Source organism: Bradyrhizobium macuxiense, assembly GCF_007993935.1.
Classification (GTDB): domain Bacteria; phylum Pseudomonadota; class Alphaproteobacteria; order Rhizobiales; family Xanthobacteraceae; genus Bradyrhizobium; species Bradyrhizobium macuxiense_A.
On the sequence record NZ_VITY01000018.1, the window covers coordinates 158,659 to 176,499 of the forward strand.

Consider the following 17,841-nt stretch of genomic DNA (forward strand, 5'->3'; position numbering starts at 1 on the left):
GCAGACGAAATGCCGGTGCGGATGCCCGGTGCGGTGCTTGTCGCGCCGCCCCCGGCAGCAAGCGTGCAGCCGGTCCCGCCACCTTTGCCGGCGGCGGAGCCCAGCGTGGCGCCGGTGGCGACCGGCAGCCTGTTTGCGTCCGCGCCGAAGCACGACGGGCCTTCGCAACACCCGGTGATGCCGGCGTCGCTGCGCGAGCGGGTCATCGAGCAGATCGAGCCGTCGGTGGCCACGACCGTGTCCCGCGACGTCCTCCGCCGGCAGATCGAGGAAATCATCCACGGCATCGCCAACCAGGAGCGGCTCGAGCTGTCGGGCCGCGAGCAACTCTTCCTGGCGGAGGAAATCGCCGACGACATGACCGGCTACGGGCCGCTTCGTCCGCTGCTGCTGGACGAGACGATCAACGACATCATGATCAACGGGCCGAGCAACGTCTATGTCGAGCGGGCCGGCAAGCTGGAGCGGGTCGCGGTCCGGTTTCGCGACAATGACCACATCGCCTCCGTCGCGCAGAAGATCGCCTCGCAGGTCGGCCGCCGCGTCGACGAGTCCAGCCCGATGGTGGACTGTCGTCTGCCTGACGGCAGCCGCGTCAACATCATCCTGCCGCCGCTGGCAATCCACAGTCCCTGTATCTCGATCCGAAAGTTTCCGAGCCGGCGCTACAATATCGCCGGGATGATCGAAAACGGAACTATGAATTCAGCCATCGGGCAGTTGCTGGAGATCGCATCCCGCTGCCGGCTCAACGTTCTGGTCTCCGGCGGCACCGGTTCGGGCAAGACGACCCTCCTGAACGCCTTGAGCCAGTTCATCGACCACAGCGAGCGCATCGTCACGATCGAGGACGCGGCCGAGCTCCAGCTGCAGCAGCCGCATGTGATCAGCCTGGAGACGCGGCCGCCGAGCCTCGAAGGCACGGGACAGGTCAATCAGCGCGATCTGTTGTGGAACGCGTTGCGTATGCGGCCGGACCGCATCGTGGTGGGCGAAGTCCGCGGCGCCGAGGCATTCGACATGCTGCAGGCGATGAACACCGGTCATGACGGCTCGATCTCCACGGTGCATGCCAACAGCACGCGCGATGCCCTGACCCGCGTGGAAAACATGGTGCAGATGGGGCAGGTCAATCTGCCGTCGCGCGCCATTCGCTCCCAGATCGTCGCCGCGCTGGACATCATCGTGCAGGTCGAGCGCATGCGCGACGGTCAACGGCGCATCGTCCAGGTCAGCGAGGTGATCGGCCTCGAAGGCGAAGTGATCACCACCAACGACATTGCGCTGTTCGAGTACAAGGACGAGGACATTCACGGGCGGATATCGGGCACGTACAGGTCGACCAACGCGGTCCCGAAATTCAAGAGCCGCCTCGTCTATTACGGGCTTGATAAGGCTTGGGCCGAGGCGATGAGGCAGATCTGATGTCGACAGCTTTGATGATCGTCCTGGTGCTTCTGCTGTGCGCGACGGTCAATACGCTGTGGCTCGACCGCCGGCAGCGGCGAATGGATCGCCAGCTCGAGATCGCGTTGCCGACATCTGATGCTTTGGCTCCGCCTTCTATCCGTCGAGCGGCTAGGATCTCGCGCTGGGATTTGATCCACGGCCTCTTCAATTACAGCCCTGATGTCGTTTACCTGGTGCGGCCGCCCTATGTGCTGCTTGCTGCGGGGATGGCGGCGGTGGGAATTCTCTATGCCAATACTGTGCTGAAGTTTCCTGGCCTCTATGTATCAATCGTAGCCGGAGTTATGGCCTTCATGGTCGTCCGCGGCCTGTTCGCATGGCAGCGGCGCCGTTTCGCTAATCAGCTTTTCCGTCAGCTGCCCGACACGATTCAGTTGGTGACGAGCACAGTTCGATCCGGCCTGCCCGTCAACGAGGCATTCCGCACGATCGCGCGCGAAATGCCGGAACCGACCGCCGCGCAGTTTGCCGTCGTTTGCAGCGAGCTGAACTTCGGAAGGTCACCGGAGGAGGCGGTGGAAGCCGTCTATCAGCGCACGCGAGTCCCGGAATACGCGATGTTTGCGGTTACGCTCGCGGTTCAACTGAAAACCGGCGGCAGCCTTGCGGAGACACTGCAGACGCTTGCTGAGACTGTGAGTCAGCGAGTTGCTCTTGCAGCTCGAGCGAAAGCGCTGGCAGGAGAGGTGATCTTTTCCTCGCGCGCGCTCACCTTCGCGCCGGTCGTCGTCGGCGGGCTGCTGTACCTGATCAATCCGGAGTCGATCGATATGCTTCTTTATGACCCACAAGGTCGCGTGCTGCTCGCTTACGTGGTGTGTTCGGTTCTGATGGGGCATTTCGTGATCCGCTGGATGGTCCGAAGGGAAACTTCGCTATGACGGGTGTTCTCGGCTTTGCCACCCTTGCCGTCGCAGTCGCAACGGCGACCTTCTTGCTGATCATTCGCGAAATCCATCTCCGTGCCCTGGACACCCGTGTCTCCAACGCGGTGCTGGGCATTCCCGACCGATCAAGCTCGTCGAAGGACCTGATCGGCTGGCTCTCGTCGGTCGGTTCGCGCTACCGGCGCTTCTATGCCCAGGAGAACCTCGATCAGCTGCGCTTGGTGCTGCAGGCGGCGGGCTTCAATCATTATCGCATGCTGCCGATCTGGATCGGCTTTAAGACGGTCAGCTCGTTTGCATTCCCGATCGCGGCGTTTTCCATCGCCCAGCTTCTCGGAAGGCCGTTCAATGACGTGATGATCTTCACGTTGCTCGGTCTGGCGTTCGGAATCATGATCCCGCGCCTGATCTTGCTGGTGCTGAAGCGGCGGTTCGACGCAGCTATTCGGTTGGGCACGCCCGATATGATCGACCTGCTCGTCGTTTGCAGTGAAGCCGGCATGGGCCTGGAGAGCGCGCTCGAACGCGTGGGGGCTGAAATGCGGGAGACCAATCCTGCGATTGCGCAGGCGCTGCGCGGCCTTCTCGATGATCTCCGAGTCCTGCCGACCCGCGCTGAAGCATTCGAAAAGCTTGCGTCCACGTCGGAGGGGCTCCGTCGCTTTGGCACCATGGTCAGTCAAAGCCTGCAGTACGGCACACCGCTCAGTCAGGCTCTGCGCAGCATCGCCGTCGATTTGCGCCGGGAGCGCATCACCAAGCTGGAAGAGCGGGCGCACAAATTGGGCGCCAAGCTTACCGTCCCCATGGTGTTGTTCTTGCTCCCCGCAATGTTCGTTATTCTGGGCGCGAGCCCGTTCCTTCATCTCGTGCGTACATTCTCCAGCATCGGTAAGTAAGCCATGAGTGCTAATGCAATGACCCCGCCGACAACGAGCCTGGCTTACGATCGATTGACCCGATTCCTGGGCAGCGCTTGGTTCCTTCTTTTGGGACTTATCGTGATGAGCAAGCTCGTGACGGCTCACGAGCCTTTGCCGTCGCTGCTCTCGAGCTCGCTTGTTGTGGTGTTTTATCTGTTGCTTGCACTGATGGTGCTGACCCGGGCGCCTGCAAAGGCGCAGGCGGGGGGGGTGTTGCCGAGGGTGGCGGCATTCGTCGGCTCGTATTGGCCGTGGACCATCACGTTTTTTCCCAAGACCGAGGCGACGTTACCGAATCTGGCGTCGACGTTTTTTGTGCTGGCCGGGTTGATCATGATGCTGGTCACCGTGCGGCATCTGGGGCGGTCGTTCAGCCTGGTGCCGCAAGCGCGTTCGGTGGTGCAGAGCGGACCGTACCGCTGGATCAAGCATCCGCTCTATCTGTCGGAAGAGATCGTGTTCCTGGGCGTCGTGCTGCAGCATCTAAGCTGGATGACGGTCGCGTTGCTTGTCCTGCACGTCGGCATACAGGTTTGGCGAATTCATTACGAGGAAGACGTGCTTCGACGTACGCTTCCCGAATATTCCAGTTACGAGGCGTCGCGCTGGAGACTGATCCCCTATGTCTGGTGAGTGGCTATGCACAGCCGGCAAAACCCTGTGAGATGCAAACGTTCCCTGATCCGGGATAAGCGCGGCGCCGTCGCGTTCGAGATGCTGTTCGTCTTCTCTTTCCTTATCTTGACGCTTCTTGTTCCGCTCGCCGATCTTGCTGTCGCCGGCTACCAATATGCATCAGCGTGGGACGCGTTGCGTGCGTTCGGGCAGTCCATCCAGTACTCACCGCCGCCCGATGTGACGAGCACCTCGAGCTGGGCATCGGCAGCAATCGCCAAGGCTGATAGCCGCTACCCAATTCAAGGCTTTCAGGTGATTTGCGGCACTGCCGCGTGCGCGGGCGGAAACACCGTGTCGCCAATGTACTATTCGTACAGCACAACCGTTACCTTGAACCCGATGGTGCTGAAATCGGTGCTGTGCACCAGCGGCAACAGCAATTCCTGCGCATTCACGCTGCCTTATACCGAACGGTTTCAATAGGAGGGTCCCATGCGTAACCTGCTCCGTTGCCGCAGAGGATCGGCCGCATTCGCGACCGTGGTCGCGCTGATCCCGCTGATCGGCGTGCTCGCGCTCGGCGGCGAGGCCGGCTCCTGGTACGTCACCCAGCAGCGCGCGCAGAACGCTGCCGATGCGGCCGCCTATTCGGGCGGGTTGCAGAAGGCCTGCATCGATTCCGGGGCCACATGCACCGCGTCGGCGACTACGGTCGACTATAGCGGCAAGCAATTTGCCGCGCAGAACACGTTTTGCAATTCCGGCGATACGTCCTATCCAGGCTCGAAATGTTCGACGAGCCTACCGAGCGGCATCTCGCAGAACGTCCAGATCGCTTCTCTCACGACGTATGGCGGGACGGCCGGGAGCTACGTCAAAGCCACTGTCAGCCAGACGCAGCCGGCCTATCTAGCGAAGGTGCTCGGCCTTTCCACCGTCACGATCGGCGCGATCGCCGTCGCCAAAGTTAACAGGTTGGCGGCAAATCCACCGTGCGTTCTTGCCTTGTCAGGCTCTCTGAGTTTCCAAGGGAGCCCCAACATCAATGCGCAGAATTGCGGCATGTTTTCGGACAGTACGACCAACAGCGCTTTAGACTTCACGGGCGGCGGCATGACTCTCACCGGCCCATTGTCTGCTGCGGGCGGTTGCACGGGGACTACAACTTGGTGCAATAAGGCTTTCCTTTATCAGCTGCCGGTTCAAAATCCCTACGCCGCCCTCGATGGCGCCCTGACCACGTTGTGTGGATCCAGTCCGGCCCTCCCGACCAAGTGCGGCCTCCCAGTCTGCACAGGATTGGGGCTTGTCGCTTACACGGCTTCCACCCCATGCACGAATGATAACCTCCACATCACGTCCAATGGTGCCATATCTCTGAACGGAGCAGCCTCTACCTGCACTCCCACGACATCCTTCTGCGTATACTTCATCTCAGGTACTTTGAAGATCACAGGAACCCCCACGATTTCCGGTACGGCGACCTTCATTCTGCTGCCAGGGGCGACAATCAACAACCAGGGGAACGCGGTCATCAACATTGCGGGGCCATCGACTGCCCCTTCGTCGCTTCCTGCGGCACTTCAGTCTTCTGCCAGCTTATTCCAGTACATGTCCATGTACGACGCTTCAGCGGCGCCTGTGCAATTTGGCGGTAATACCAACATCAATCTCACAGGAACCATTTACGCGCCAAACGCGGCCGTGACATTTCAGGGTAATCCGACCATCAACATGGGCAATGGAACAAGCTGCGGCCAGTTGATCGCCGCGTCGGTCGCGTTCAATGGCAATGCTACGCTCGACAGCTCTGGTTGCCCGAGCCAAGTGCAGGTGAAGAGCCCGCCGCAGTACGTCCAGTTGGTGCAGTGATGAGGAGGCTCGATCAGCGCGGCGTCGCGGCGTTGGAGTTTTGCCTGATCGCGGTGCCGCTCTTCACGTTGATCTTCGCGATCTTCGATCTCGGACGTTATGCGCTCACCTTGCAGTCGTTGCAGGCGCTCGCGAATGCTGGCGCCCGTTCCATTATGATCAACTGCTATTCGAACGCAGTGATCCAGAAGAATTCTCCGTCCAGCTGCAGCGGCGATCCGCTGTCGACTTCGGCGAAACAGATGGTCGCTCCATTTCTCTATGCCGGCGGTCTGACGCCGACACTAAGCGTCCCAGCGACGGCGAGCAGCCCGATCGTCGTGACGGCGTCTTCACCGAATTTCACCATGCTGATGCCGATCTGGGGCGCCAAGCTTAACGCGCCGAGCGTGACGACCAAGATTCCGTTTTGAGGGCGTCGATTCGTTGGCTGGGTTCGCCGGCTGTCCGGGGCCGGCAGCCAGCGCGCTGTCCTCTTGCCGTCGGGCAGGCCGCAAATAGCCCAGGCGGGCTACGGAAGTGGTGCGCACTGGCAACATCGCCGAGTTTTCTCAGGGGTCACCGCGGTGCCGAAGGGCTCTTTCCTTGCAATCGGGGTGCGTGGCGGGGGATGATCTCCGGGCCGCCGTTAGCGGCCTGGCGTGGGGCAACCAGAGCGAGCTCGTTTTGCTTTCGCTCCGCGTGCCGGGGAATGAGAATTCGCAAGTAACTATTTGTAGTCGGACAAACTGTAAGCTCTACGGCGTGATGCACGAACGGGAGTGATCGGGCCGAGGTCGTAGATTTACGGGGGTCGTCGCGGAGACGCGGCGAAGGGGATGGCATGATGGGAAGTCGCGTTTCAGTTGATGCGGGACTTGGGCTGGTTGCCTTGAGCGCGATGGCGTTTGGCGCTGCAATTGCCCTGTTTCACTGCATCGATCCCGCAGCTGCCGCGGACCGGCGTGCGCCATCCGCCTCCTCCGGCGTCTTCGTCAGCGAGATGAGCGACGTCCAGCGCGTCAGGGTGACGGTCAACAAGTCACGTACCTTCAGGGTCGACACGGCATTTTCGACGATCGTGGCTGGTTCGCCTGATATCGCCGACGTCAAGTCGCTTAGCGACCATCTGATCTATGTCCAGGGCAAGAAAACCGGCACCACCAACGTCATCCTGTTCGACAGCGGGATGAAGCAGATCGGCATCCTGGATGTCGAGGTGACACTGGATATCGGCAACCTGCAGCAGAACATCCAGAATGGTACCGGTACCCGCGGCATCAAGGTGTCCGCGTCCGAAGGCCAGGTGGTGCTGAGCGGAGTGGCCGCCGATGCGGTCTCCGCAGAGCGCGCGATGACGATTGCCCAGGGCAGCGTGCCGCAGGGCGGCATCGTGGTCAACGCCATGAGCGTTGCTGCGCCGCAGCAGGTGATGCTCGAGGTGCGCTTCCTCGAGGTCAATCGGGCAGCGGGACGCGACCTCGGCGTGAACCTGTATGCCGCGAACGCCAATGGCACCAACGTCGGGAACTCAGGGCTTGGCGGAGTTACGAACGCGGGGCGCGTGGCGATCGGCGGGAATTCAATAAACAGCAATCGAAACGTGACTGTTACTGGGACCAATCCATCAGTCACCGACACGACCACGACGAGTACCAATAACGTCGGTGCTTTTCCGACCGGGAGCCTTCCCGTGCTCGGAACGCTCGGAACGCTCGCCACCACCGCCGGCGGCGTGGCAGCGCCTCCGTTCGGAAGCCTGCTGACCAGTATCTTGAGGACCAGCAACGGCAGCTCCGTGGACCTGCTGATTACCGCACTGGAAACCAAGGGACTGGCCCGCCGGCTGGCGGAGCCGAATTTGACCACGCTGTCGGGTGATGCCGCGCGCTTTCTGGCCGGCGGCGAATTCCCGGTGCCCGTCGCCTCGACGCAGGTCGCGGGCTCACTGCCGACCGTAACCATCGACTACAAGAAGTTCGGCGTCGAGCTGGCTTTCGTGCCGACTGTGCTTTCGCGCGGGGTGATCAACCTCCGCGTCGAGCCCTCGGTCAGCGAACTCGATTTCTCCAACGCGGTGACCATCGCCGGCACCACGATCCCGGCGCTGACCCGGCGCGACGCGCGCACCACGGTCGAGTTGCGCGACGGCCAGAGCTTTGCCATCGCCGGCCTGCTGCAAACCCGCAACCAGCAGGACGTCTCGCAACTGCCCTGGATCGGCTCGGTGCCGGTGCTTGGATCCCTGTTCAGCAGTAAGTCGTACCAGCAGCAGGAAACCGACCTCGTCATCATCGTGACGCCGCGCCTCGTTGCTCCGGCCGCACCCGGCCAGCAACTGGCATCGCCGCTCGACTCCCGCCTGCCGGCCAATGACGTCGATTTCTTCCTCAACGGCCAGATGGAAGTCCGCAAACGCTACAACGACTATGTCAATTCCGGCGGCGACGTGAAGGGGCCCTACGGCCACATCATCGCGCCCGATGCGGTCGTGCGCGCTCCGCCGCCGGCGGTGGTTGTCGACCAGCCGGTCGTGAAGACGCTGAACTAGAGGAGGCGGGAGATGACCATCCGATATCTGGCACTGCTCGCCCCCTTCCTGCTCGGCGGCTGCTACGGCGTTTACGGGCATGACGAGATGGACCGCTACGTGCAGCGTTCCGACACCATCACGATGAGTGCCGGCAATGCCAAGGACGTCAACGCGGTCACGCATACGATCCACCCGTGGCCGGCCTATGTCGGCGACCGCCGGATCGCCTACGACGCGCGGCGGACGGGTGAGGCTGTGAAACGCTACGGCACCACGGCCCGGCCGGTGGATCAGCTTCCCGACATGGGCGATCCGACCAAGGCGATGGGCCAGCCGCCGCCCGTGCACACCATTCAGGATGTCAACACAACTGGATTGGGAGCGGGGACCGGAGGGTCGGTGGCCGTCGGGGTAGGGGGCGTCAGGTAGCAGGTAGCTGAAGGGCCTGGCCCGCTTCTGGCACGAGCCTCAGTGTTTCGGTCGTGCCGTCTGTCTTTCGTAGGTAGTTTCGCGATGATATTTCGAATGGGGCAAGAGATGCGCTGGACTTGGGGAACGGGGCGAGGATTGCATCGCCTCGTATCGGCGTTGATCTGTTGCTGCCTGGCGACCGGTCTTGGAGCCTGTGACTACACCACGCGCGAGGCGGCGATCGTCTCGCCCGTGGATCCACCGGGCGGCGACCCCGTGCAAGAGCCCACCGACGTCAAATACTATCCCTCCGATGAGCCGGTGCGGATGGGCCTCGAGCACTACAACCGCGGCAATTACGGTATAGCGCAGCGCTATTTCAAGGACGCGGTCGAGAAATCGCCGAAGGACGTGACCGCCTGGGTCGGGCTTGCGGCGAGCTATGACAAGATCCGCCGTTTCGATCTTGCCGATCAGGCCTATGCGCAGGCGATCCGGATCGGCGGCGAGACCGTCCAGATCCTCAACGACCAGGGCTATTCGCTCATGCTGCGCGGTAACTTGAATGGCGCGCGGCGCAAGTTCGAGAAGGCGTATGCGCTCGATCCGGGCAATCCGGTCATCGCCAACAACCTCGAGCTTCTCAACGGCAGCCGGAAGTTCATCGAGCGGCCGCCGAACAATCAGCCGTAGCAGAGGTGGCGTCTCGCTGGAACGGCGGTTTCGTTCTAATCATGCCCTCTGCGACGGGAAGGCCGTCGTGACGAGCCTGACAAACGGCAAGCCGATCTATCGGCAAACAGTGTCGGCGCCCCGGAGCTTGAGCCCGTGTTGCGGCGCAGCCTCAAAGCTGTGAGCGATGGTTTCCGGTAGGGCGGCGGCGGCGATCGCGAGAAGGCCGAAATGAGCGAGACGCGACCGACGATTCCGGCAACACAGCCAATTGCAGCGCTTTATTCGTTATCTGAACCTGGTCCAGAACAGCTCGATGATCTCGCTTAGTTAGAACTGCGCTTGGCGTCGGGCATCCGGGATGGCTCAGCTAATTCGTTCTGAGCCGGGCGATGCCGGAGATGCCGGATTGGCCAGATCACACTATTGATGATGTCCACTCGCTCAGCGGGCACAAGCCCCGTAGCAGGATACTCATCCGCTCGCGGCACCCACGCCGTGCCGAACAGAATGTCCCAGAACGGAAAAACGGCGGCGAAGTTCTTGTCTCGATGCTCCAGCCGCGCCGAGTGATGGATTCGGTGCCATTGCGGGTTGTTGATCCATGTCGCAAACCGACCGAACGGCATGCGGACGTTTAGGTGAGAACACGTATCGGGGATGAAGATGACAACACCCACGGCTAGTGCCATGTCCGCCGGGACCCGAAACAAGATGACGATGATTGGGAGAAAGGCGTCAGACAGCACCCGCTCGAGCCAATAGTGTCGGCCGCCGGTGATGAATGTGACGGCATTCGCGCTGTGATGAAACGAATGCATCGACCAAAGGATCGGAATCGCGTGTTGCAGTCGATGGAATGCGTATTTGTAGAGATCCACCGCAACCACGACGAATGCGAGGGAGGCGTACCACCAATAACCTTCGGTCGGTAACTCGATCCACCCAAACCCGGTATGGGCCACAATCGTGGCAGCGCATATTGCAGCCACCGGAGCCAGCATATTTTCCAGCCCGACGCTCACAATGACTGCCAGCCAATCATCACGAAACTCGGAGCGGGGAATATCTGCAATGGGCCACCTTTTCTCCAAAAGGCGAGTGCAATAGTAAATTCCCAAGTATAAGGCCGCGTAGCCAGCCGTGCGCCCAACCGCACTATCGGTAAGAAATGACGGGAGCATTTGTCCCCCTGAGGTTGAAATGCCTCATTTTTTCTTAGCTTTCGGGCGGGCGCAAGCCGTGATTTTACGGGTGTACAATTGTGGCCGTTAGGACCGGTATGCTGTCCGTTATAGTCCGCTAGGTGAGCTTCGAACTGATTTGTACAACTTGGCCCGCGAGCGGTCGGAGCGCTCTTCGCCTGGTCTTCTTGGGATGGGTTCAGGTTTCTCCGAAAAATTGCGTCGGAGCGTAGTTCAATCTTAGAGCCGATGTCTCTTGATCATCCCTGATGAGCAACAGTCGTCTTGTCTGTGCGGCATTGAGCAGGCCCTCGAACAAGACGGAAACCGCGCGGGCCTGGACGTAAGTGTCCATGTTGATGGAACGCTGATCGAAACCGTACGACGCAAGATGCGCCTCGATTTCCGTCGCGTCAGAAGGACCGAGTTAGTGCGTTTTGGCGTGTGTGGTGCTCGGCCTCGTCTACGAACTCAGGCGCGATGCTCGCGATATCGATCCGGCGCTAGGCGTCCTCAATCGCCTTTTTTGATGGGGCACTAGCAAGCGATGGCGTAAAAAGGCAGTAGCGCTGGATTACCTAGCAGAGTTCGGTGACTTCGATCGCGAGCAGCTATTCGATGGCAGGCCGCGGCGCCAAATCGCCGAAGATCGCCTAGCGTAGCATGTATTAGTGGTCAAGGCGTCCACGGGGAGCAACAGGGGAGGGGAGATGGCGCCGAACCTTCAAACTCGACCGGCACGATTGTTGCGGTCAGTCCGCGGTTTGGAAGGGCCGTTCATTGTGGCGAAGCCTCCGAGCCTAGGCGCGAGGGAGCGGGGGACAGGGGGCTGTGGATCGGACTAGCTATCCACAAGTCATGCGCCAATCGTAATGGCTCGATCGTCAGATTCGCCCACCAGGCTCTTTCGTTTCCGTGTCGATGCAACTCATGGTGATGGGCGCGGCACAACGGAACGGTGTACTCGTCGCTGGCCTTGCGGCCGAGAGCCTTGGGTTGGGCGAACTTCAAATGGTGGGCATCGCACGGACTTTGCTGGCAAACGAGGCAAGGCTGTTCGCGGACAAACAGCAGGTGGGCCTTGCTGCGTTTGCGCACGGGCTCTTTGGGAAATGCAAGCTTAGCCGTCGCGTCGCTTGGGATGTCCGCGACGGACGCAGCCGGTTTCAAGCTATCGCTTTTGTCAGGAAGCGCCTGCGGCAAGGCCGCCAACTTCTCAAGGTAGGCAGCTTCAATGATGCGGGCATCTGCCACCAAGAGGCTGTTCTTCTTAGGTAGTCCGACTTGAGCCCAGGCGAGGAGTTTGTTCTCACTCGTTAAGCAATCGAGCTCTGCCAACATCTGCCCCCTTAGTTGGGCTGATTGATCCAGGCTGAGTAGTGGGGGCCGCTGCGTAGCGCCTTTGTTTCCTTTGACGACGTCGGGCCGATTGCCAACTCGAAGCTCGGGCGGCGGATCCGTTGTGGGGGCCGGCGCATCTAAGTCGTCTTCGCCCGCGATCCCCACAAGAGCAAAGAGAGCGTAGCGCCGTGCATAAGTAAGGGCACCTCCCATCCGGTGCGGAGCATTGATGTCACTGACGGCACACACCGGCCACTCCGAAGACATCCATTCTCCGGACGAATGCGCCAGGAGCGTCGTCAAACGAACAAGGCCGGTCGTTTGGTCGATACCGGTCGTTTGAACAGTTGCTATCTCGTGGCTCCCGAGGCACTTGCGGACCAAATCTAATGCAGTTGCCAATGAGGCGTACTTGAAGCTGCGAGCCTCTTCGCGCGGAAAGACTGCAGGGATAGTCGCAGTAAGTGCCTTCTCTGGATTGGAAAGCTCCAGCTGAGCCTTGGCTAGTGCGCTGGCAATTGCGCCGATCGTTTCGCTGGACTGTTGCATGACCGACCCCTTAGTTCACAACATGAAAGGTAATTGAACCGGATTTCGATCGCGTGGCCTTCAGTCCATGACCACTCGCTTCCTTGGCGTCATCTGGGACCAACTTCTTCAACTCGGATTTTGCGGCGTCGTGCTCGAGATAAGCCGAGCGCGTGCGGTGAAAAATCCCGGCAAACTCAGCCCAGGCGTTAGAGGCATTCATATCGACCGATCGAACTGCTTCAATCCGAGGCCGCGGGGGCTCAATGTCGAACCGGTGAGGCAACTCGCCGGTCTCAACACAGCGCCAGAACTTCTTTTCCGCAGTCAGCAACAGGTGCTGGTATAGGGGATCGGCGGGAATGGTCATCTCAACCCACTTGCCGCCGCCGGTTATGATCGATAGCGCCGAAGTTCGTGACGCCGTGACCAACATGTTGTGCTGCAATTGCGCCATGTGCTTTTCCGCTGCGCTCTCCTCCGAGAACGACCATGGCAGCATGAACTTTGCCTCAAAAACCGCGCCGGTGCTCTCCACCATGCCGTCGAGAGTTGCCGCCATCCAACGTTTGACCGGATGAAAGATCCGCCGCTGCACTTGAGTTATGGCACGTCCGGTATTCTTCTCGTACCAATGCCGGTTGAGCTGTTCGGTTGCGGTGCCGAGTTGTACGATCAAGTTGGCTGAAAGATCCGCCGGTTCGGCTTCGCCGCGCTTCTCACGCCAGAGACGCAGCAGGGCGGCTTCATCGTCACCCATAATTATGCGGGCGTCGGACCCTCCTACGAAACCACGGCGATCCGGTCCAAAACTAATTTGAGGCCTTTGGTGGGGAATCATTGCATTCTCCGGGTGCGGAAAAGAACTTCAACATAAAATGTTGATACAGGATCGCGCCGGAGTAATCAACATAAAATGTTGGAATTTATTTCCCCTGCTCAGTGCCGTGGAGGAAGAGCGCTCCTGGGTATAACTCAGCCTCAGTTGGCGTCGATCGCCGGTCTCGGCCTATCAACGATCGTTGATTTCGAACGGCAGCGAAGGGCCGTGTCGGAAGAGGCGGTTCGGAAAATGCAAGAAGCCCTCGAGAACGCCGGGGTCGAATTCATCCCTGAAAATGGCGGCGGGGCGGGTGTGCGCCTCAAGAAGCGAAAGCCGTAGAAGCAACAACTTGACCGACGATGCCTGACGGCACCTGAGGAGAACAACGACAAGGTGCGTTGCCGGCGAGGCCGACTACCGATGACGACGAATGCCCATTCAATTGTTGGCGTTGAAAGAGTCTCGGCTAATCCTTTTGGTCGCAAGATTTCCATTTCTTTGAGCGATTAGCTCGACCGTATATTCGTGTTCATAGTCGAACCGAAAGACGCGGTCTGCTTTCCAGGTTACGGTTGACAAGCCGAACAGTTCGCTCTCGCCGCACCAAGTTTCGCCGGTGGCGTATTTTAGAGTGAATGCTCCGCGCGGTACCTGAGTTTCGACCGTTGATCCGCCATAGAGATAAAGCGCGAGAACTGGTCTGCCGCTCGTAGCATCGTTGATCTTTACAAAATAATTGGATCCGTGCGCGGTTTTGAGGGTCAAAGTAGTTGCGTCTGGGTAATTGAAATACCGTGCGTAAAGCCCCTCATAAGGTTGCGTACGACCATTGCAAGCATCTCTGGAGCTCGGTGATGGCCCCGAAGTTGTTGCGCTCGTCATCCTCGAGGAACTGATCGGCAGAATTGTTGGTTGCCAGATCAGAAGCAGCGTGGCGCTGGCGGTGATGGCTATCAAATATCGGATGCTGTACAGGCGTCGAGTGATCCTCATCAGGGGCGACTCTGGAAGTGCCGCACCGCAATTCCCGCACCAGGGTAGCCGCCTAATGGAATAAGCGGGCACCTTGTTTTTCGTGCCGCACGATCGGCAACTAACGAACTGATCGTCCGTCGAGGCCACGACGCCGCGCTAGCTCCTAGAAACAATCTGTGACGCTATCGCCACCGCCCATGTCGATCGTTGTGCAGTGTAGCGCGCGGGAGCTTCTGTCGGCGGGACGTGTGGGCGTTCTAAAAGGAACACCGTACTGCGAGAGGTCCGGGAGCTTCCGCCGCACATGTTCCTCTTCGTCCTGCTCTCTGGCCCTAGTCCTTTGCCGAGCAACGTCCTCGATTGTCCATTGCAGCAATTGGTCAACTGCGGTGGACGGACTCTGCTGTGCGTGGGCAGGGAATGACATCGCGAGAACGATCAGGCCAACTGCGGCAAAAGCCGAATGCATGGTCATCAAACTCCTAGATGCATGACCGTCTAACCTGTCCATCGATCGCTCCTGCGCGCGGAACGAATGTAACTTAAAAGCGGTAGTCTTAAAAGCGGTAAGTTGCTCGAAATCTCTGTGTGAAAAGGACTCACAAGGGGCCGCTTCGGGACGTGTTGGCGAGAAACATGCGCCGGCTTCGGGCTGCTCAGGGCCTCAGCCAGGAGACATTGGCGCACGAGTGCGGGATCAACCGTACTTATCTCAGTGGCGTTGAACGATCTGAGCGAAATGTCTCGATCGACAACATTGCCCGGATTGCTCGTGGTCTCAAAGTCAAAGCCCACATGCTCCTTGACGATGGCGCTTAGGCGTTCCTGCTCAAAGGTCGGCGCCGCGTTCTGCGCTTTGCCGGTGTTGCGCGCGTTGAGCAGTCGTTCGCGAGTCTGAACCCGCCCTGGGCACCATGGCTCTCCTAAGGGCCTGATATCCAAAGCAATTCAGCAATTTCAACGGCTTGACGCTACTCCGTTGGTACAAACAGGTGGTACAATGCCGCTCGCAATGTCACGTCCTTGGAAGCACCCGAAAACGGGGATCTATCAGCTCCGCAAAGTCGTACCGGACGACCTGCGCAAGCTCGTTGGTAAGCGCGAGGAGAAGCTCAGCCTTCAAACCCGAGATCCCGCTGAGGCGAAGGTGCGCCACGCCAAGGCACTGGCCGAGCTCGAGGCGCGATGGGCGAACTTGCGCACTGGCCCGAAGTCGCTGACCGAGCGCGAGGCGCACGAGTTGGCTGCAGATTCCTACGGTGAATTCCGGTGGAGGCGCTCTTTCGAGAGCTTTGCAAAATTCCAAAGCTTGGCCTCGATCGACATTGACGCGGACTCACAATGTAAGTCACTTTCCTGTTCGAAATCCCCGGACGGTGCCCTGGGTGATGGAAGAGCACGAGGACGGATTTCGGATGAAGGACGCTCAATGGCTTCTTCGTCTGCGGGGAGCGGGCACCGTCACGACCTGCACCGCGGCAAACACCAATACGCAAACAACTTCCTCTCGCGCGAAGAGGCGCGACGGATCGCCAGGGCTACTTCGCGGTTGCTGTACTCCGCAGGCGTCCGCAGTACTGAAACTGCCTAGCCCGTTGAACTACGGTGCCCGGATTTAAGGATAAGTCGAAGCGCGCCGCACTTTCGTGATCCGGCGCGCGCTCTCCGTCGTATACTTTGGTTCGGAGGGATGATGAAAGCCACACAAGAGCAGTTGCAGGCGTTGAGGCTGTTACGGGCCTTCTCGGAAATCAAGGATCCGCAAGTCCGCGAAGCCGTTATCGCGTTTGCTGAGCAGGCGCGCGACGGCAGGTGTGAACGCTCCGAGCCTAAGACCGAACACGACAGCTCCAAATGACCTAGTCGGCGTCGCTGCTATCCGACCGGTCTGAAGTGCGCTGGTCGTTCAGCGACAGGATCGGCAGCGGCTTGGTGTTGGGCGGCCCTTTCTCGTAACGCGAGGCCAGATCGAGCAGGCGCCGCTTGATAAACGGGTCGGCGCGGCTGGCGAGGTCGCGGACCAAAGTGGTCCGCTGCTTGTTAAATTGATCGTCGAGCATGCGATCACCAAATAAGCCCCATTATAGCGGCTGCCGTTTCAATGCGTAGCTTCGAGTTGCGTATGGTTAAGCCTGCGACGGGGGCTTCTCATCGTCCCGGTCACGCCGTTCCACACGCCGCAAGGCTAGGCTGCGGCGCTGCGCTGCCTTGATGCGGAAGCTGCCTCAGATGACTCGCTTAATCGTCAACCACGCGAACGCCAAATAACTCCGCTATGTCGAATGTCATTTCAACAGGTTGGTTTCGATTGCACATGGTTAGATGCCTCCTGATAGGAGCCAAGGCACATGAGCATTTTTTGACAACATTCCTCGCGAAGATAACGATCCTCCGTTACCTCACGAAACGCAGTTCGCGTACCTCAAGCTCGGCGCAGACGATCTTCGACCATATTCGCCGTCGTTTTCTTGCCGCCATTTTGTCGACCGCGTTCATTCTGCCGGAGGCCATCGCCCAGATGGGCACGGCTGCCCAGAAATCCGGAGGAACAGCAATATTGCGCATCGGTTGTCGTTTCGACGACCAGTCGTTCACGGCCACTCTGTTGGAGAATCCATTGGCACCGAATTCGCGGCGATGTTGCCTCGGGATCTTGCCATCAAGAGCACCGGCAAACGTCTCCTTTAGCTCGGGACGATCGCCAAAGTCGTCTTAAGCTGCGGCGAGGTCTTTTCATGACGTCCTTCGGGCATGGTGTTCCTTTTCAACGATTCAGTGGACCATCGTCAGCGTGAACTACACTTCGCGCTAACGACGCGCGTTCAGCAGCTCAGTGGTGCAAAATGAAATCATTCACGGTGAGTGATGAGATTCCCAAGAGGTTGATCTGCATGTCTTCTCCGCCAGCGCTGATTGACTCACTTGCACCACTCGCATTGGCGTACATGACGGCATTTCCGCCGCTGATGACCACGTCGATTGTGTGAGCTGCAAGATTAACTGGAGCGCTCCCGTTGATGATGTTGATGGACACATTCTGATTGAGACTATTCAGACCGGCGATGGCCGAGAAGTCGAATTTGTCCGCGTTGTGAGTGAAGTCGGTAATCGTATCGTGGCTAGCCACAGTCGAATCCGACGTGGCGGCATAAACGAAGATGTCATTTCCAGCCCCGCCCGTAAGCTGATCGGCGCCGGCGCCGCCCTTGATTGTGTCGGCGCCGCCGTTTCCGATGATCAAGTCATTGCCTGGTCCGCCATTCAATATGTCGCCTGCGGAACTGCCAAAGATAGCAAGATTGGACGTGTTTCCGGCAACGTCGGTCGCACTGAACGTGTGCACGGTGTCGCTCAATTTGGCCGTGCTGAAACTCCAGGCCCCAGTGCTGGTGGTGTTTGTCGTCCCGATCAACGTGGCTCCATCATAGACCGAGACTGCGCCACTTGGGATCGAAGTTCCGGAGAGAGTGAGCTTGCCACTGCCTCCCGTACTTATCTCGCTCGTGATCACCGGGGCAACTGTATCTAAAGTGAAGGTCAGCGATGCGGTGCCGGTGTTGCCGGCCGTATCAGTCTCGCTGGCGACGATGGTATGCGACCCATCCGTCAACCCGCTCGGCGTAAA

General features: G+C 59.5%; 21 protein-coding genes. 14 read left to right on the top strand and 7 right to left on the bottom strand.

The genetic code is table 11. From position 1 onward, the window contains the following. Positions 1–21: 21 nt before the first annotated feature. From FBZ93_RS35495 to FBZ93_RS35540, 10 genes are all read left to right on the top strand, one after another. Positions 22–1,425: an ATPase, T2SS/T4P/T4SS family gene (locus tag FBZ93_RS35495; protein ID WP_433995469.1), complete on the top strand. Its 1,404-nt coding sequence runs from the start codon at positions 22–24 to the stop codon at positions 1,423–1,425. Continuing rightward, positions 1,425–2,351 (top strand): type II secretion system F family protein, encoded by a 927-nt coding sequence (locus FBZ93_RS35500; protein ID WP_146992052.1) that lies wholly within the window; start codon positions 1,425–1,427, stop codon positions 2,349–2,351. Before FBZ93_RS35495 ends, FBZ93_RS35500 begins: the two co-directional genes overlap by 1 nt. Further along, entirely contained in the window at positions 2,348–3,256 is a 909-nt protein-coding gene (locus tag FBZ93_RS35505; protein ID WP_146992053.1) for a type II secretion system F family protein, read from the top strand. Before FBZ93_RS35500 ends, FBZ93_RS35505 begins: the two co-directional genes overlap by 4 nt. 105 nt (positions 3,257–3,361) lie before the next feature. After that, positions 3,362–3,913: a methyltransferase family protein gene (locus FBZ93_RS35510; RefSeq protein ID WP_246667782.1), complete on the top strand. Its 552-nt coding sequence runs from the start codon at positions 3,362–3,364 to the stop codon at positions 3,911–3,913. A gap of 81 nt (positions 3,914–3,994) precedes the next feature. Beyond that, a complete protein-coding gene (locus FBZ93_RS35515) occupies positions 3,995–4,381 on the top strand; it encodes a hypothetical protein (RefSeq protein WP_146992055.1) in 387 nt (128 codons plus the stop codon). A 9-nt stretch (positions 4,382–4,390) separates the two neighbouring features. Continuing rightward, on the top strand, positions 4,391–5,770 hold the full coding sequence (locus tag FBZ93_RS35520; RefSeq protein ID WP_146992056.1) for a pilus assembly protein TadG-related protein: 1,380 nt from the start codon (positions 4,391–4,393) through the stop codon (positions 5,768–5,770). Continuing rightward, positions 5,713–6,183 (top strand): TadE/TadG family type IV pilus assembly protein, encoded by a 471-nt coding sequence (locus FBZ93_RS35525; protein ID WP_349643277.1) that lies wholly within the window; start codon positions 5,713–5,715, stop codon positions 6,181–6,183. The genes FBZ93_RS35520 and FBZ93_RS35525 overlap by 58 nt, the downstream gene beginning before the upstream one ends. A gap of 410 nt (positions 6,184–6,593) precedes the next feature. After that, a complete protein-coding gene (locus FBZ93_RS35530) occupies positions 6,594–8,300 on the top strand; it encodes a type II and III secretion system protein family protein (protein ID WP_146992057.1) in 1,707 nt (568 codons plus the stop codon). Positions 8,301–8,312: 12 nt separating this feature from the next. Next, positions 8,313–8,711 (top strand): hypothetical protein, encoded by a 399-nt coding sequence (locus FBZ93_RS35535; RefSeq protein WP_146992058.1) that lies wholly within the window; start codon positions 8,313–8,315, stop codon positions 8,709–8,711. 258 nt (positions 8,712–8,969) lie between these two features. Beyond that, positions 8,970–9,386, top strand: coding sequence for a tetratricopeptide repeat protein (locus FBZ93_RS35540; protein WP_167529362.1), 417 nt, complete (start codon positions 8,970–8,972; stop codon positions 9,384–9,386). A gap of 305 nt (positions 9,387–9,691) precedes the next feature. On the opposite strand, the gene FBZ93_RS35545 is transcribed toward FBZ93_RS35540, so the two are convergent. The 3 genes from FBZ93_RS35545 to FBZ93_RS35560 all read right to left on the bottom strand — a co-directional run bounded on the left by FBZ93_RS35545 (position 9,692) and on the right by FBZ93_RS35560 (position 13,259). Next, on the bottom strand, positions 9,692–10,486 hold the full coding sequence (locus FBZ93_RS35545; RefSeq protein WP_246667783.1) for a sterol desaturase family protein: 795 nt from the start codon (positions 10,484–10,486) through the stop codon (positions 9,692–9,694). Positions 10,487–11,326: 840 nt separating this feature from the next. Continuing rightward, positions 11,327–12,439, bottom strand: coding sequence for an ERF family protein (locus FBZ93_RS35555; RefSeq protein WP_146992061.1), 1,113 nt, complete (start codon positions 12,437–12,439; stop codon positions 11,327–11,329). Between the two features lie 10 nt (positions 12,440–12,449). Further along, a complete protein-coding gene (locus FBZ93_RS35560; RefSeq protein ID WP_146992062.1) occupies positions 12,450–13,259 on the bottom strand; it encodes a YqaJ viral recombinase family protein in 810 nt (269 codons plus the stop codon). 75 nt (positions 13,260–13,334) lie between these two features. On the opposite strand from FBZ93_RS35560, the gene FBZ93_RS41885 reads away from it, so the two are divergent. Then, on the top strand, positions 13,335–13,580 hold the full coding sequence (locus FBZ93_RS41885; RefSeq protein WP_146992063.1) for a helix-turn-helix domain-containing protein: 246 nt from the start codon (positions 13,335–13,337) through the stop codon (positions 13,578–13,580). Between the two features lie 99 nt (positions 13,581–13,679). Here FBZ93_RS41885 and FBZ93_RS35570 read toward each other — a convergent pair whose 3' ends face one another. Beyond that, positions 13,680–14,234 carry a hypothetical protein gene (locus FBZ93_RS35570; RefSeq protein WP_146992064.1) on the bottom strand — a complete coding sequence of 185 codons (555 nt, stop codon included), beginning with the start codon at positions 14,232–14,234 and terminating at the stop codon, positions 13,680–13,682. A gap of 618 nt (positions 14,235–14,852) precedes the next feature. Between FBZ93_RS35570 and FBZ93_RS35575 the strand changes: the two genes are divergently transcribed. From FBZ93_RS35575 to FBZ93_RS40905, 3 genes are all read left to right on the top strand, one after another. Beyond that, positions 14,853–15,035 (top strand): helix-turn-helix domain-containing protein, encoded by a 183-nt coding sequence (locus tag FBZ93_RS35575; RefSeq protein WP_208764102.1) that lies wholly within the window; start codon positions 14,853–14,855, stop codon positions 15,033–15,035. Between the two features lie 181 nt (positions 15,036–15,216). After that, positions 15,217–15,807, top strand: a complete 591-nt coding sequence (locus tag FBZ93_RS41525; protein ID WP_246667784.1) for a DUF6538 domain-containing protein — start codon at positions 15,217–15,219, stop codon at positions 15,805–15,807. Between the two features lie 102 nt (positions 15,808–15,909). Then, positions 15,910–16,074, top strand: a complete 165-nt coding sequence (locus FBZ93_RS40905; RefSeq protein WP_162136653.1) for a hypothetical protein — start codon at positions 15,910–15,912, stop codon at positions 16,072–16,074. A gap of 1 nt (position 16,075) precedes the next feature. Here the strand turns inward: FBZ93_RS40905 and FBZ93_RS35585 are convergent, their stop codons facing one another. The 3 genes from FBZ93_RS35585 to FBZ93_RS35595 form a co-directional block, all read right to left on the bottom strand. After that, on the bottom strand, positions 16,076–16,276 hold the full coding sequence (locus tag FBZ93_RS35585) for a hypothetical protein (protein WP_146992066.1): 201 nt from the start codon (positions 16,274–16,276) through the stop codon (positions 16,076–16,078). Between the two features lie 334 nt (positions 16,277–16,610). After that, positions 16,611–16,817, bottom strand: a complete 207-nt coding sequence (locus FBZ93_RS35590; protein WP_208764103.1) for a hypothetical protein — start codon at positions 16,815–16,817, stop codon at positions 16,611–16,613. 229 nt (positions 16,818–17,046) lie between these two features. Next, on the bottom strand, positions 17,047–17,841 hold a 795-nt coding region (locus tag FBZ93_RS35595; RefSeq protein WP_208764104.1), incomplete at its 5' end, for a calcium-binding protein.

What these genes read in the sequence shown, in the direction of transcription:
- FBZ93_RS35495 (WP_433995469.1), top strand. Translation starts at nt 22, where the DNA reads ATGCCCGGTGCGGTGCTTGTCGCGCCGCCCCCGGCAGCAAGCGTGCAG.
- FBZ93_RS35500 (WP_146992052.1), top strand. Translation starts at nt 1,425, where the DNA reads ATGTCGACAGCTTTGATGATCGTCCTGGTGCTTCTGCTGTGCGCGACG.
- FBZ93_RS35505 (WP_146992053.1), top strand. Translation starts at nt 2,348, where the DNA reads ATGACGGGTGTTCTCGGCTTTGCCACCCTTGCCGTCGCAGTCGCAACG.
- FBZ93_RS35510 (WP_246667782.1), top strand. Translation starts at nt 3,362, where the DNA reads ATGAGCAAGCTCGTGACGGCTCACGAGCCTTTGCCGTCGCTGCTCTCG.
- FBZ93_RS35515 (WP_146992055.1), top strand. Translation starts at nt 3,995, where the DNA reads ATGCTGTTCGTCTTCTCTTTCCTTATCTTGACGCTTCTTGTTCCGCTC.
- FBZ93_RS35520 (WP_146992056.1), top strand. Translation starts at nt 4,391, where the DNA reads ATGCGTAACCTGCTCCGTTGCCGCAGAGGATCGGCCGCATTCGCGACC.
- FBZ93_RS35530 (WP_146992057.1), top strand. Translation starts at nt 6,594, where the DNA reads ATGATGGGAAGTCGCGTTTCAGTTGATGCGGGACTTGGGCTGGTTGCC.
- FBZ93_RS35535 (WP_146992058.1), top strand. Translation starts at nt 8,313, where the DNA reads ATGACCATCCGATATCTGGCACTGCTCGCCCCCTTCCTGCTCGGCGGC.
- FBZ93_RS35555 (WP_146992061.1), bottom strand. Translation starts at nt 12,439, where the DNA reads ATGCAACAGTCCAGCGAAACGATCGGCGCAATTGCCAGCGCACTAGCC.
- FBZ93_RS35560 (WP_146992062.1), bottom strand. Translation starts at nt 13,259, where the DNA reads ATGATTCCCCACCAAAGGCCTCAAATTAGTTTTGGACCGGATCGCCGT.
- FBZ93_RS41885 (WP_146992063.1), top strand. Translation starts at nt 13,335, where the DNA reads ATGTTGGAATTTATTTCCCCTGCTCAGTGCCGTGGAGGAAGAGCGCTC.
- FBZ93_RS35570 (WP_146992064.1), bottom strand. Translation starts at nt 14,234, where the DNA reads ATGAGGATCACTCGACGCCTGTACAGCATCCGATATTTGATAGCCATC.
- FBZ93_RS35575 (WP_208764102.1), top strand. Translation starts at nt 14,853, where the DNA reads ATGCGCCGGCTTCGGGCTGCTCAGGGCCTCAGCCAGGAGACATTGGCG.
- FBZ93_RS41525 (WP_246667784.1), top strand. Translation starts at nt 15,217, where the DNA reads ATGCCGCTCGCAATGTCACGTCCTTGGAAGCACCCGAAAACGGGGATC.
- FBZ93_RS40905 (WP_162136653.1), top strand. Translation starts at nt 15,910, where the DNA reads ATGAAAGCCACACAAGAGCAGTTGCAGGCGTTGAGGCTGTTACGGGCC.
- FBZ93_RS35585 (WP_146992066.1), bottom strand. Translation starts at nt 16,276, where the DNA reads ATGCTCGACGATCAATTTAACAAGCAGCGGACCACTTTGGTCCGCGAC.